8 protein-coding genes are annotated in these 16,090 nt (G+C 38.8%); all 8 read left to right on the top strand.

The genetic code is table 11. The features are described from left to right. Positions 1–26: 26 nt before the first annotated feature. Positions 27–1,448, top strand: a complete 1,422-nt coding sequence (locus tag RTW14_RS04155; RefSeq protein ID WP_312648438.1) for an MFS transporter — start codon at positions 27–29, stop codon at positions 1,446–1,448. A gap of 14 nt (positions 1,449–1,462) precedes the next feature. Then, the gene (locus tag RTW14_RS04150; RefSeq protein ID WP_312648437.1) at positions 1,463–2,950 is read left to right on the top strand and encodes a sigma-54 interaction domain-containing protein; all 1,488 of its coding nucleotides are present in this window, start codon (positions 1,463–1,465) and stop codon (positions 2,948–2,950) included. A gap of 176 nt (positions 2,951–3,126) precedes the next feature. Next, positions 3,127–5,457, top strand: a complete 2,331-nt coding sequence (locus tag RTW14_RS04145; RefSeq protein WP_312648436.1) for an ATP-dependent helicase — start codon at positions 3,127–3,129, stop codon at positions 5,455–5,457. Positions 5,458–5,474: 17 nt separating this feature from the next. Continuing rightward, on the top strand, positions 5,475–7,472 hold the full coding sequence (gene ligA / locus RTW14_RS04140) for an NAD-dependent DNA ligase LigA (protein WP_312648435.1): 1,998 nt from the start codon (positions 5,475–5,477) through the stop codon (positions 7,470–7,472). Beyond that, the gene (locus RTW14_RS04135) at positions 7,465–8,466 is read left to right on the top strand and encodes an AIR synthase family protein (RefSeq protein ID WP_312648434.1); all 1,002 of its coding nucleotides are present in this window, start codon (positions 7,465–7,467) and stop codon (positions 8,464–8,466) included. The genes ligA and RTW14_RS04135 overlap by 8 nt, the downstream gene beginning before the upstream one ends. Positions 8,467–8,551: 85 nt before the next feature. After that, on the top strand, positions 8,552–9,247 hold the full coding sequence (locus tag RTW14_RS04130; protein WP_312648433.1) for a hypothetical protein: 696 nt from the start codon (positions 8,552–8,554) through the stop codon (positions 9,245–9,247). Positions 9,248–9,384: 137 nt separating this feature from the next. Continuing rightward, positions 9,385–11,406, top strand: a complete 2,022-nt coding sequence (locus RTW14_RS04125) for an S-layer homology domain-containing protein (RefSeq protein WP_312648432.1) — start codon at positions 9,385–9,387, stop codon at positions 11,404–11,406. A 51-nt stretch (positions 11,407–11,457) separates the two neighbouring features. Further along, a partial coding sequence (locus RTW14_RS04120; RefSeq protein WP_312648431.1) for a DUF6531 domain-containing protein occupies positions 11,458–16,090 on the top strand: 4,633 nt, incomplete at its 3' end.

The raw sequence follows: 16,090 nt of genomic DNA, 5'->3' as shown, positions 1-16,090 counted from the left end.
GTTGCATTTTGCAATAGAGGTGTGAAATGATTAGGGAAAGAGGCAGCAAATTATATGTAGGATATGCATTTGGCAATGGATCAGAAGCATGTATATATAATTTTGTGGCCTCTTTTTTTATGATTTATCTCACTGGCGTCGCTGGAATTAATGCACAGCTTGCCGGTACGATTACTTCAATAGCATTACTTACTGAAACAGTTGCAAGTATAGTTATAGGAAAAATCTCTGATAAAACTAGCTGCAAGTATGGAAGACGCAGACCCTATATATTAGTCGCAGCTATTTTAGCTCCAATATCCATTTTTGCAATGTTTTATAATGTGCGGTTCCCGTTATCACTTAAGGTGGTCTATTATATAACGGCAGGCATGGCGTTTTGGATATTATATGCTGTTTTTTATATTCCATATACTGCATTAGGTGCTGAAATTGCCAAAGGTTATGACGATAGAACAAAATTACGGTCACTTGCAAGAGGCTTTGGATTAGTGGGAACTTTATTAGGATTTAATTTACCTTTACTTTTATTACAGTTCTTGCAAGAACAAGGATTTAATAAAAGTTTTGCATGGCATATGGTAGCCTTAATGATAGGAATAGTTTGCTTTAGTGGTTATTTTTTTTGCTGGAACTTAACAAGAAACGGGGAGATTCAACAACTAAATATTGAAAAGAATACTACCCGAAACAGTATAATGACCATGTTCTATGATTTCTTAGAACTTTTAAAACTAAAACCTATGAAAATAGCATTAATTTATAAAGTGTTTTTTACCTGTGCGTTTACTTTTTTCTCTACCAGTATGATTTTCTTTTTACAATTCAACTTACAGCTTAAAAATGATAAGACAGCTACTATTTATGTAATATCAGTAGCTTTCAGTTTAGCATTAACACCTTTTATCACAAAAACGGCAATAAAATTGGGAAAGAAAAAGCAACAAACAATCGCTATGTTGTTTTCAGGAGTCTGTGGTATAATACTTTATCTTCTAGGAATATGTAATTATTACATTACAATAATCTATGTTATGATTTTTTCTTTTGCACAAACGAGTTTTTGGCAGCTAAGTAATGCTATATTTTACGATATTATAGAAATAGATGAGTTTGTCTATGATAAACGGCGTGAAGGTGACATATCCTGTATTCAATCAGTAGTTGGAACTTTGGTTACAGCAGCAACGGTACAAATAGTAGGCATGCTGATAGAAATAGCACAACTGAATCTTAATGGTTCAAATCAGGGCCCTTTAGTGGTTAAAACTTTGAGTTTAATATTTATATTACTTCCAAGTATAAATCTGGTTTTTGCAGGAATTATAATTTCAATATTTCCTATTACACGTACTCGGTTCGAGGTTCTTTTAAAGACTTTAATGTTAAAAAAAGAAGGAAGAAATTATCAGTGCTATATAAAAGAAATAGATAAAATGATAAGGTAAAGAAGAGGTATAGGATGATTAATTTTGCAGGATTAAAGCTTAATAATTTAGATGACATTATGCTAGTTAACCGAAAATTCCAAATTGTTTATTATTCTAGATTTGATGATAGCGTTAATGAAACACAAAAATATAATCTTGATGATTATGTTGGAAGAAATCTTTTTGAAGTATATCCTTCATTGCAAAAAGAAAACAGCTCTATAGTGACAGCAATTGTTACGGGGGAAGTAGTAGTAAAAAGGTTTCAGAAATTTATAGATTTCTCAGGAAAGCTTTTCTGTACCCACAATATAACAATTCCACTAATAAGAAAAGGCCAGATTGTGGGAGCATTAGAATTAAGCAATGATGTTACAACGGTACAAAATATTGAAGATTGTTCATTAGAAAATTTTGACGCTACAGTAAAAAACATTATGAAGAAGGTTGACAGACAGGAGGATTATTTTTCTTTTGACAACATTCTAACTCAAAACAGCTATATGAAAAAATGCATTGAAAGGGCTAAAATTCTGGCCAGATTATCTAATCCTGTTCTGATATACGGAGAGACTGGAACCGGTAAAGAATTGTTTGCTCAGGCTATGATTTCATATAGTGGCATTGACAGAAAGAAGGTGGTGGTTCAAAATTGTGCAGCAGTACCGGATAATTTGATTGAATCCATTTTATTTGGAACTGTAAAAGGTGCATATACAGGGGCAGAAACCAGGAAAGGTTTATTTGAAGAGGCAGATGGTGGAATATTTTTTTTAGATGAATTAAATTCGTTACCTTTCCCTATTCAAGGAAAACTGCTCAGGGTTTTACAAGATGGAACTTTTAGGCCGGTTGGCTCAAATAAAGAAAAAAAAGTAGATGTAAAAATTATTGCAGCAATGAATGTTGACCCTAAAGTGGCAATTGAAAATAAAGAATTGCGTAAAGACTTATTTTATCGACTCAATAGCGGTATCATTTATTTGATGCCATTAAGAGAACGAAAGGATGATATAGAATATTTTACGGAATACTACATCAAAGATTGTAATAAGACATATGGAAGAAACATTAAGGGCATAACACAAGGACTTAAAGAATTTTTTAAAGAGTACCTTTGGGATGGGAATGTCAGGGAACTAAAGCATTTAATAGAGTCAATGGTTAGCGTAACCGAGTCGGATGTGTTAGATATTCATCATTTGCCAGCCTATTTATATGATACTGTCTGTACTCAGAAAGAAAATACAACAGAACTAAAGGGAATCCATAATGAGAAAGTGATTACTTTTACTATAGAGGAAAGTATTGGTGATAGGAATAGTAAAAATGGATGGGGTAAAGATATAAAAAAGAATTTTGATTTGAAAGGAAGATTAAAGGAAGCTGAAAAAAATATTATAAAAGATGTTCTAAAGGAAACCAATGGTAACAAAACAAAAGCTTCTGAAATACTAGGAATCCCGAGGCAAACTCTTAATTACAGAATAAAAAAACTAAATATTGATATAAAATCTTAGATATATTAGAACGCACTTGTTGCGTTCAATTTTTTATATTGGTGTATCCAGCAAGGGGGATGAAATTTTTTCCTGTGAGTGGCAATGAGATGTAATTTTATGATATACTATAAACTACGTTATTTTGTAAAACAACAGGTTAAAAAGAGATTAAACAATACATTATAGGAGTGGAAATGGATTATTTAAAAGGATTGAATGACAAGCAGCGTGAGGCTGCCTTACATAAAGACGGCCCCTTATTAATACTTGCAGGTGCAGGCAGTGGGAAAACAAGTACCATGACCAGAAGAATTGCCTATCTTATAAAAGAAGAGGGGATTTCACCTTACAATATTTTTGCAGTAACTTTCACTAACAAGGCAGCAAAAGAAATGCGGGACAGGGTTGAGAGCTTAATAGGACAAGGTCTAAATATGTGGATTTTAACTTTCCACTCGGCATGTCTTAGAATATTACGTAAACATGCAGAACTTTTAGGATATACAAATGATTTTGTTGTATATGATCCTACGGATCAGAAAACAGTAATAAAAAGCTGCATAAAAGCTGCAAATATTGATGATAAGAAATATACACCAGCGTATGTATTAAGTATTATAAGTGATAATAAGGAGAAAGCTGTAACACCTCAAGAATTTATGAGATTAAATGAAGGTGATTTTAAGGGAAAAATTATAGCCCAGCTTTATAGTGAATACAGTAAAATTCTCAAGAAAAACAATGCTATGGATTTTGACGACCTGATTGCAAATACAGTAAGGATATTTGAAGAAAACGAAGATGTACTAATGCATTATCAGAATCGTTTTAAATACATCATGGTAGACGAATATCAGGATACGAACTACATGCAGTATCGATTTATAAAGTTTTTAGCTGAAGCACATAATAATATTTGTGTAGTAGGTGACGATGACCAGTGTATTTATCAGTGGAGAGGCGCAGATATTACAAATATTTTAGACTTTGAAAAAGATTTTAAAAATACAAAGGTTATTAAGCTTGAACAAAACTATCGATCTTATGGAAACATATTAGCAGCAGCACATAGTGTTGTTGAAAGAAATATGCAGAGAAAGCACAAGAAACTCTGGACAGACAAAGAACCGGGAGAAAAGATTACATATTACAGAGCGGATGACGAAAAAGATGAGGCTAGATATATTGCTCAGGAAATTGACAGATTGAAGACAGGAGAAAGACAGTATAAAGATTTTGCTATTTTATATAGAACGAATGCTCAGTCCAGAAACTTTGAAGAAGCACTTTCTGCTAGAGAAGTTCCTTACAGAGTTTTGGGCGGACTTAGATACTATGACAGAAAAGAAATTAAAGACATCATGTCATACATGAGATTGGTGCAGAACCCATCTGATGATGTGTCTTTTGTAAGAATTATAAATGAACCTAAGAGAGGAATAGGAGATAAAACTGTTGAGAAGTTAAGAACTTTGGCTGAAGTCAGAGGGGAAAGTCTCTTTATGACTCTTACGGATGATGAAGTGGTTATGGGATTGCCTTCCAAAGCAGTAGCCAGCGTGCATACAATGGTGGATACCATACTTAAATATAGTCAGGAAAAGGATAATCTAAGGGTTTCTGATATATATGATGGGTTGCTTGTAAACACAGGATATTTAAAGGCTTTAGAGAATGCAAACACAGTGGAGGCAGAAAGCCGTATCGAGAATATCATGGAATTTAAATCTGTAATATATGATTATGAAAAAGATAACCCTCAATTATCCTTATTAGAGTTTATGGAAAAGATTGCGCTTGTGGCAGAAGTGGACAACCATGATGAAAATGAAAATGCTGTAGTGCTTATGACTATGCATAGTGCCAAAGGCTTAGAGTTTCCTGTTGTATTCCTGCCAGGTATGGAGGATGGTTTATTCCCTGGATGGAGAGCTCTGGAAAAACCTACGGGACTTGAAGAGGAAAGAAGACTTTGCTATGTAGGTATGACTCGGGCCAAGGAACGTCTGTTTATGACCAGCGCACAGATGCGTACTTTGTATGGTAAGACAGAGTACACCAGAGAATCACAGTTTATGAGAGAAGTCGATAAAAAACTTCTTGATGGTGATGGAGTTTATGAAAAAAAATCTTCAGGTTTTGATAATGGATTTGGCAACAGCTGGGGAAGCGGCTCTGGGTTTGGAGGCACAGCTGTACAGCAACCGCCGGCTTCAAGAGTAGGCAGCAGCTGGGGCAATGCCGGAAGCAGACCGGGTGCAGCTAATTTAAGAGGTGGAAATGATGGATTTGCTAAAGATAATCCAAGCATGCCTTTTGATCCACTGGCAGCAGCAAAGAGAGAGTCAAAACAGAGTGCATCATCAAAGAGCAATGCAAATTTTGAATCTGGAGATAGAGTAAATCATGCAAAATTTGGAGAAGGAATGGTCGTTTCTGTAGATGGAAAGACTATAAGTGTAATGTTTGATTCAGTGGGACTTAAAAAGCTGGCCAAAGATATTGCGCCAATTAAAAAAATATAAATTTAAGGGGAACATAGATGGAAAATCCAGTTGAAAAAAGTGCGGATAAACGAATAGAAGAAATGAAAGCTAAGATTACACTTTTAAATGAAGCCGGAAAGGCTTATTATCAAGAGAGCAGAGAGATTATACCAAACATAGAGTATGATAGGCTTTATGACGAACTTGTGGACTTAGAAAAGGAAACAGGAGTAACCTTAGCCAATAGTCCGACAGTAAATGTGGGGTATGAAGTACTGAGTAATCTACCAAAGGAAGCTCACTCATCGAGAATGTTATCTCTTGATAAAACTAAGGATGTGGATGCTTTGGGTGCATTTCTAAGAGAGAAAGAAGGCGTACTTTCGTGGAAGCTGGACGGGCTTACTATAGTTCTTACGTATGAAGATGGAAAGATGGTAAAAGCTGTTACTAGAGGTAACGGCGAGATTGGTGAAGTAATAACCAATAATGCTAAAGTATTCGCTAATATGCCTGTAAGCATACCTTTCAAGGGAAGGCTCACGCTTAGGGGGGAAGCTATAATCACTTATTCTGAATTCGACAAGATTAATGCTCAAATTAGTGAAGCAGGCGCAAAGTATAAAAATCCAAGAAATTTATGTAGTGGCAGTGTAAGACAATTGAATAATCAGATTACCAAAGAAAGAAACGTACAGTTCTTTGCATTTTCATTAGTACAGGCGCAGGGTGGAATTAATACCAATTCCCGTCATGAGCAGCTTGACTGGTTGAAATCACAGGGATTTGATGTGGTACAATATAGGATGACTACAGCTGAATCTATTCACCAAGATGTAGAATGGTTTGCAGCTCAGATAGAAAGCAATGATTTTCCTTCAGACGGGCTAGTATTGTTAATAGACGATATACAATACGGAGAAAGTCTAGGTAATACAGCAAAGTTCCCTAGAAATGCCATGGCGTTTAAGTGGCGTGATGAGCTAAAGGAGACTACGTTACAGGAAATTGAATGGAGTGCCTCAAGAACAGGATTGATTAATCCTGTTGCTATATTTGAACCTGTAGAACTGGAAGGAACCACTGTCAGTCGTGCCAGTGTACACAATATCAGTATTATGCGTCAGCTGGAGATAGGTGTAGGAGATACAATTGAGGTATATAAGGCGAATATGATTATTCCTCAGATTGCGGAGAACCTGACTCGTAGCGGAGTAAAGGATATCCCTGAGAAATGCCCAGTTTGTGGCGGAACGACGGAAATCAAAAATGATAACGGAGTAGAAGTTCTTTTTTGCATTAATCCTGAGTGCTTGGCAAAACAAATTAAAGCATTTACCCATTTTGTCAGTCGTGATGCTATGAATATTGATGGACTTTCTGAGGCGACCATTGAGAAGTTAATTGCTCAAGGATTAATAAAAGAATTAGCAGATTTGTTCCATGTGGAAAGATTTAAGACGGAAATTATTGAGATGGAAGGGTTTGGAGAAAAATCTTTTAATAATCTGGTAGCTTCTGTGAAGAAAGCAAGTACTACAACGCCAGTAAGGCTGCTTTATAGTTTAGGAATTCCTAATATTGGAGTGGCAAATGCTAAGATTATCTGTAAGAATTGTAACTATAATTGGGAAAAGATACAAAACCTATCTGTAGACGAACTGGTGGAAATTGATGGAATAGGCGGGGTTATGGCGGAAGCTTATGTAAAGTTTTTTGCAGATGAGAAGAAGGGAAAAGTAATAAAAGATATTTTGGCAGAGATAATTTTTGAACAAATTGAAAGCGAAGATGCAGGGGAGCAGATTCTTGATGGTATGGTATTTGTAATAACTGGGTCTTTAAATCACTTTGAAAACAGAGATGAATTAAAAGACTTGATTGAGAGAAAAGGTGGAAAAGTAACAGGATCTGTAACTTCAAAAACAAATTATCTAATAAATAATGATGCACTTTCTGGCTCATCTAAAAATAAAAAAGCTAAGGAACTAGGGGTTGAAATAATAACAGAAGAAGAATTCTTAGAAAAATACGAGGTGAAAATAAATGCTTAAGGCTGGAAAATTGGATAGCGATTTACTAAAAAAAATAGTTTTTGAAAAAATAACCTATAAAAGCCCGGAGGTTCTCACAAGGCCAGGAATCGGTGAGGATTGCGCAGTTATTGATTTTGGTGAGTATGAGTGTGTTATGTCTACGGACCCTATTACTGCTGCAATAAATGAAATTGGCAGGCTCGCCATACACATCACTTGCAATGATATCGCTTCAAACGGCATTCGGCCTTTGGGAATCATGCTGGCTGTAATGCTGCCAGTGGGAACTACAGAAGCAGACATTAGTTTGATGATGGAGCAGGCTGGGCAGACTGCGGCGGAACTTGGCGTAGAAATCATAGGGGGACATACAGAAATTACCTCAGCCGTCAATACTCCGGTTATCGTATCTACTGCAATTGGGAAAGGTAAAAAAGGCAAATCCCAACAGGCCAAGGAGATGAAGCCGGGAGACTTTATTATGATGACTAAATCTGCAGGTATTGAAGGCACTGGAATAATCGCTTCTGATTTTGAAAATCAGCTTGAAGAATTTTGTACAAATGAGGAATTACTGGAAGCTAAAAAAATGTTAAGTCAAGTAAGCGTTGTTAAAGATGGTATTGTAGCAGGAAGTATAGGAACTTCTGGTATGCATGATATCACTGAAGGGGGCGTTCTTGGAGCAGTTTGGGAAATGTGCCAGATATCGGGAACTGGATGTGAACTGTGGATTGACAAAATTCCAGTAAAAGGGATAACAAAGAAAATTTGTGATGTTTTTCATATAAATTATTTGAGACTAATTTCAAGTGGATGTATGCTAATTATAGTACGTCCTGAAAATAAACAACTGCTTGAAGAGGCCATGAATGAAGCTAATGTGGAAATAAGCTGCATTGGCCAAATTAAGGAAAAACAATATGGAATTATGTCTTCTGATTGTGGAAATGGAAAATTATGCGAAATATTTCCACCAGAAAGTGATGAATTGTATAAAGTAATTGGATAATTTGACGATATATTAAAATAGGGTACACTAATTAGTTTAAGGAAATCGGATAAAAGAATTTAATTCAATTAAAGGGGGAAATAATATGAGTTATACAACAGGAACTAATTATAGAAGTATAAAAAGCTTTTCGGGAGGTAGAGGTGTAGTCAGTCAGCTTAGAAGCTCGTCTGCTTCAAATTATAAAAATACGAACACATCGAAGACTTCATCAAGTAGTACAGGAACATCTAGTTCAAGCAATGCAGTTCTAGCAACTCAGCTAAAAACATATAGTAAAATTGCAGAAAATAGTGCTGATGATCTTCAGAAAAGTGGGGAGAGGCTTACTGCAACAGGAGAAAATTCACTATTTGGCAAAGCAGAGAAATCAAAAAGTACAAAGGATGTTGTAAGTACAGCCACTGATTTTGTAAATAACTATAATAATATACTTTCAAGCATTACAAAGCTTGGGGGCACAGAAAATAAAAAATTTGGTTCAGAACTTAAAAAATACGCAGAAGATAATAAAGATGCACTTAAAAACGCGGGAATAACAGTGTTGACAGATGGAAGCCTAACCATGAATAAGAAGGAAATGAATGCAGCTTCTTTAGAAAATTTGAAAAAAGTATTTAATGGAAAAGACTCTTTTGCAGATAAAGTGACAAAATTAAGTTCAGATATTGAAGAAAATGTTAAAAAGAAGTTAAAAGAAAATTTACTTGTATTGGGGTCGGGTTCTTCAAGCACTACTAACAGAAAATCGTCTGGAAGTTATTTTAATGCTTTGGTCTAATGTAGAATAAAATAATATGATATAAGCTGGGAGGAAAAAACTCTCGGCTTTTTTTTGTAATTAAGAGTAAATTATAATTCGAGAAAAGAAGTTTTTAAAAATAAAGCAATACTTACTGTAATATGAGGAGGCATTTCATGAAACGAGTAACAAGTTTTCTTATACTAATTGCACTTTCCGTGCAGCTTATTTTACCAATTAGCGTCCAAGCAGACAGCAGTTTCACACCCCACCCAAGGACGGCTTATGCGCAAACCTTTATCAGCCTGTGTGACGGGCAGCAGTGGTTTATCAATGAAATAGAACGGATTCTGAATCAGGAGCAGAAGACACTGGATACTGTCACGAGCAACGCTGACTTTAAGAATATAACATCCATTGGGCTGAAGGATGCTGGAATCACTGGAAGAATTCCCCGTGCAATTGGACAATTGATTAATCTGCAAAACCTGTTCCTATCCGGAAACAAGCTTTCAGGGAATATTCCCAGTGAACTTTTTACCCTAACCAAGATTTCTAATATTGATCTTACTGGCAACAGCTATCAGAACGCAATTCCATCAAGTTTTGGGACCATGCCGTCCCTGAAGGTACTGAGTCTTTCTGGAAACAACTTTACTGGAGTGATTCCGAACACTATTCTTGCGAATACAATGATATCTGCTCTTGACGTTTCGGGAAACAAACTTTCCGGACCAATTCCTGCGACGCTTAATCAGATGACCTCGCTTACATACCTTAACCTATCGGATAACGGCTGGACAGCCGGAGCGATGTTGGATTTTTCTGCTCTTACAAATCTGAAAACTCTTTCCATGTGGGGATGCAATATGACTGGGACAATACCACCGAGTGTCTTTACATTGACAAACCTGCAGATCCTTGATTTGGCAGATAATGATTTCACAGGAGAAATTCCTACTGGTATTTCAAGTTTGTCAAAGCTCCAACTTCTTTCTCTTGGGAGGAATTATCTTGAGGGAACAATCCCCACATCACTTGACAGCCTTACAAGTCTTTCTGCAATCGATTTGTCCAACAACCGTCTTCGTGGAGTTGTTTCCGCCCAGCTTGCGACAATCCATGAAGTATATATGGAAAACAATTACCTGACGGGAAATGTTCTCAAAGGAATCGCAAACAATCAAGGGAATTTCTGTGATGGTGTGACGACCGCTCAGTATCAATTGATTGGTTCATCTCCTGTAAGGATTACTTCTACGTCAGCGGTCAATGTATATCCACTTCTAAAAAACAAGCTTCTCACAACAGGAACAACCATGGGAAAACCGATTCTTAACACTAAATGCTATACCGCGTCACTTCTGAATGATACATCGGGAAAGGTGACACTGACCTCAGATGAAAAAGGAATCTATGTTCTGGCAAATACCCTTGTTCCTCAAAGCGATAACCTTCAGGTGGTAATCATGATCAAGGATAATATAGGCTCTGACTATTCCAAGGTTTCCATGGTGCTGACAACCGACGAGATTAGCAGTGGAGGCGGTGGTTTTGGAGGAGGGGGAGGTTCTGTGACCACGGAGCCCGCTGTAACCCATGAACCCTATGTTAACGGTTATGAAGACGGAACATTCTGTCCGGGAAACAATGTGACAAGAGAAGAAATCGCAAAGATGATTGTTACGGCATTTAAAAAAGAAGCAGAGACAACATCGGCAGCAGCAGTTGCCATGAACTATACTGATGTGGAACTGGGCCGCTGGTCATACAGATATATACAAAAGACAAACGACCTTTCCTACCTGAAGGGTTATGAGGATAAAACTTTCCGCCCAGGTAGGTCTATGAACCGTGCAGAACTAGCAGCCTGCCTTGTCCGAATCGCGGAAAGCGGAGGCATAACTGCACCAGAAGCAAAACTTGCCTTTTCTGACGTAGGCGTGAATGAATGGTATACAGAATATGTGGCCAAGGCGGTGGCTCTAGGTCTTGTTACAGGCTATGAAGACAACAACTTCAGACCAGGAAAGAGTGTAAGCAGAGCAGAAGCGGTAACTATGATTAACCGGATGATGGGAAGAAATCCCGAAACCTGTGAAGCGCTTAAGACGGCTACAAATCCGTATAAGGATATTGATAAAAGCTATTGGGCATATCTTCAGATTCTTGAGGCTGGGCTTATGCATCAGCACTGAACGAAGAGAAATATTAACAAATAAAAAAACACGGAAATGGAGAAACAAAATATGAAAAAGCATATTTGGAATAGATTTATATCAATTCTGCTGTTGGTCTGTCTTGTGGTTGGTATTGTACCATGTACGGCAAGTGCTCTGGAACTGGAGGACGGTACCTTTAATCCAAATCATAAGGTTGAAATCAGATTCGGCATTCAATACACGCAGCCGGTGAATATTGAAGTGCTTGTAGGCAACGAGCATTTCGGATGGCTGGTTAAGGAAAGACAATTTATTGGCTATGATGGGGATGTGCCTGCACATATCCCAGAACAGACCTATACGATTCCCGCTTCGTCCGATACAAGCCATACCGCAGGAATCGCGGCGGAAGGCAATAATCTGGAGGATACGGGGATTGAGCTGACCATTAAACCAGATGTAGAGAAGGGCGACGGATATTACATTTTGGAATGGACAGGCAGTATTGACGGAAAGCCTGTGGTAGGTGCAAATCCAGAAACTGATCAGTATGCTCTGACAATTTCCATTCAACCACAGGGATGCCCAGAAAAAAATTCTGATTGTTCAACGGATTCGGAAGGAAACCACGTACACGGCGAAGAGTACGGCTGGCCAAGGCAGTTTACGGCAAAAACTGATGTTAATTTCGATTATAGTACGATTTTAGCAGAAGCGGGGCTTTGGGACGATGTTCTTTCTCTTGTAGGAGGTTTTTCCCATGAATTAATGACAGAGCAGATGGCGGAAGTTTCCAATTTTATCAACTTTGACAGATTGTACAGTACCTATACTACAAGAGAAGAGATGGCCAAGTATCTTAATGTATGTGAGAACGATCCTGTAGCCATGATTGACGGCAGCTTCATTTTTGCCTATACGGATCTGAGGCTTGAGGGGCAATACCCCTTGACATTAAAGCGGGCATACAACTCAAGAGGATTTAGTGATTCCCTTGGAAAAGGCTTTACCCATAGCTTCGACTATTCTTTAACGGAGAAAAAAGGCTTTATAAACATCTACCTTCCAGGAGGAGAAAAACTGCTCTTTTTAAAATTGAGAGATTTTGAAACAAAGGATTATTATGCAGTAGAAAATGACGAATTTGAACTTTGGGATACTTCAACTGGCGGATGGAAATTGAAGTATAAACGGGGAGACGAGTATGAGTTTGATTCTTCCGGAAAACTTAGCGAAATCCGAAATGAAACAGGACAGACAATATATACTCTTACCTATTCAGGCAATAAGCTTGAAACTGTATCTGGACTTGCAGGAAACCTGACATTTACTTGGGATGGGGGGCATATATCGAAAGTTACTGACAGCGCGGGAAGAAGCGTGAACTATGGGTATAACGGAGATAACCTTACATCCGTTACCAACCCTGATGGCGACAGTCTTAGCTATTCTTATGACTCTAATGGATATCTTGCTGCTGTCAGGGATTTTGAAGGTGACGAATATTTAAGAAATACTTATGACAGCAAGGGAAGGGTTACAGAACAGGTATTCATCAACGCAGATGTGGAAACAAGGGCTTCTTTCTCATACGATGATGAAAATCTTATCAATACCTACATTAATCCGCAGGGAAGAGAAACCAAATACTATTACAACCAGTATCGTCAGCTGATAAAAATAGTTGATGAAGACGGAACAACAAATGGAGAATATGGGGGCTTCATACCCAGTTCATATACAGACAATCAAGGCAATTCAACACATAATGTTGTCAATAGCAGTGGAAGCATTACAAAGACTAATTATCCCGACGGCAGCGAAGAAAGTATTGAATACAGTGGAGATAATCTGATTGAAACAGTAACTGACCAGGAAGGTGAAACGGAAATCTACAGCTATAATGCTGGTCGGCTGCAAAGCTATACTGACAAGAACGGTAATACCACTAGCTACAGCTATGACGGAAACGGTCTTTTAACATCGGAGACTGGCCCATATGGAAATACAACCTCGTACACCTACGACAGCGCGGGTCATATGCTTTCCGTCACAGATCCTGAGAACAGCGTATTCACCTATGAATATGATGACGTGGGAAGAATCACAGCTGTAACAGACCCCATTGGAAGCAAAACGGCTTATTCCTATTCTCCTGCAGGAAAGTTATTATCCGTGACCGATGCCCTTTTAAACGTGATAAGCTACACCTACAATAAGAATGGCTTTACCGAGAGCACCACCGATCCAAAGGGAGGGGTTACCTCCATTACCTACGGAACCAACGGACAGCCACTGACAAATACCGATGCCAATGGTAATGTCACCACATATTCTTATGATAGCGACGGATTGCTGGAAAGAGTAACTGATCCACTTGGAAACAGTAGAAGCTTCGAATATGATAATGAAGGCAAGGTTGTCTCTGAAACAGATGCGGAGGGCAATACTACAAAGTATTCCTACGATACCCTCGGCCGCCTTGAAAAGACCACTGATGCTGATGGAAATGAGACCATAAATCAATACGATTCCATGGGACGCATTAAAGAAATTACCGATGCCAATGGAGGAGTCACAAGCTATAGCTATGATGGTTTGGGTCGTAATGTAACCGTGACCGATGCAGAAGGCGGGATAACAAGGTATGCCTATGACCCGAACAGTAATCTGCTTTCCACCACCGACGCGGAGGGGAACGTCACGTCAAGTACCTACGACAGGCTGAACCGAGTGCTGACAGAGACAGACGGAGAAGGAAACGCAACCTCCTACGACTATGACAGGGCAGGCAGGATAAAGACCGTAACTAATCCGGCAGGTGGAATCACTTCATATACCTATGATGCAGTGGGTAACATGCTGACCATGACTGATCCGGAAGGGAGCACGACCACATATGTTTACGATGCCCTAAGCCGAAAGGTGAAAGAAATCAATGCCAACGGTAAGGCAAAGACATATGTTTACGATGCAATTTCAAATCTCATAGAAAGTTACGACGAACTAAACGGCAAGACCAGCTTCACCTATGACCTTATGGGAAATCGTCTAACACAGACTGATCCCAAAAACAATGTAACGACCTTCACCTATGATCAGAACAACCAGACTGCTTCCGTGACCTATGCTGACGGAGGCCTGATTTCCTATACCTACACATCAACTGGAAAACCGGAAAGCATAGTGGATCAGCTTGGAAACAAGACAGAATATACCTATGATTCCCTTGGAAGAACAAGCACCATGACAGACGGTGAAGGAATTGAGACAAGTTACACTTATGACGCACTTGGAAATCTGGCAAAGAAGTACATTGATGGAACCTTGGTAGAGGAAAACGAATATGACCTTTTAAACCGTGTTTTAAAGACTCGTGATTCCCATGGAAACCCGGCAGGTTTTGAATACAACAAGGTAGGAATGACGACCAAATATATTGATAGAGAAGGAAATGTGACTTCCTACACCTATGATGACAACTATCGAATACTGACAAAAAAGAACGCTCTGGAGGGAGGATATTCCTACGTTTATGATGCTCTGGGAAGAACCGTTGCCAAAACAGATGAATCGGGGCACAGCACTTCCTATGCTTTTGACAAGAATGGAAGAATGCTTACGGAAACCGATTCGGTGGGGGGAGTGTTAACCTATACCTATGATGCTGTGGGAAACATACTCACAAAGACAGACAAACTGGGGACGGTGACAAGCTATACTTATGACGATGGGGGTCATGCCACGTTAGAGACCGATGCTTTTGGGAACGAGACGTCTTATGTATTTGATTCCAACGGAAATGTAATAAAGAGTACGAATCGGAATAATGAAAAGAAATACTTTGCCTACGATTCCATGAACCGACTTGTCAAGGAAACTAACGAGCTTAATCATAGCTTTGAATATGGTTATGATCTTGCAGGAAACAAGATCTCCTACACTGACAGGAACAAGAAAGTAACTACCTACGCTTACGATGGTCTGAACCGGATTGTTTCAGAGACCAATCCAAACGGCAGCGTCAAGGGATACGCCTATGACGCATTCGGAAATCTATCTGAAATGAATATTGATGCGGCAGGAGGTCGGCGAGCGACCACAAGGTATACTCTTGATCCAGAAGGAAACCGCCTGCAAGAAGTATCGCCACTTGGATTTGTAACCGAGTATACCTACGACAAGGAGGGCAATGTCCTTACAAAAATCGATGAGAATAAAAAGGAAACCTCCTTTGAATATGATAAACTTTACCGTCTCATTGAGAGGACTGATGTAGACGGTAAGGCAGAATTCACTTATGATCCCGTTGGAAACCTATTGACTGCAAAGAACAGTGCAGGTACAGTAACCTTTGCTTATGATGCGCTTTACAGAACCACGTTAGTTACTGACGGAAATGGAAGAACTACAGGCTATACTTATGATGCTGCAGGAAACAGGACTTCCATCACCTATCCTGAAGGGAAGACAGTCGCAACCACCTATGATATCCTTGGACAGCCGAAAACCCTTACTGATCACGACGGAAAAGGGATTATCTACACCCGTGATGCAGAAGAACGGCTCATCAAGGAGCAGCATAGCGACGGCTCCACCACGGAGTACGATTACAACGCTGCCGGGGTATTGGTTCAGCAAAAAGAAGTTAAGGCGGACAACTCTACAAGAAGAGAGATTATCTATGGGTATGATGATAACGGCAACCTGAAGAGCGAGC

The sequence above is a fragment of the Aminipila sp. genome (assembly GCF_032051575.1).
GTDB lineage: Bacteria > Bacillota > Clostridia > Peptostreptococcales > Anaerovoracaceae > Aminipila.
Note: the sequence above shows the minus strand (reverse complement) of the source record. Positions and strands in the feature narration are given on the sequence as shown.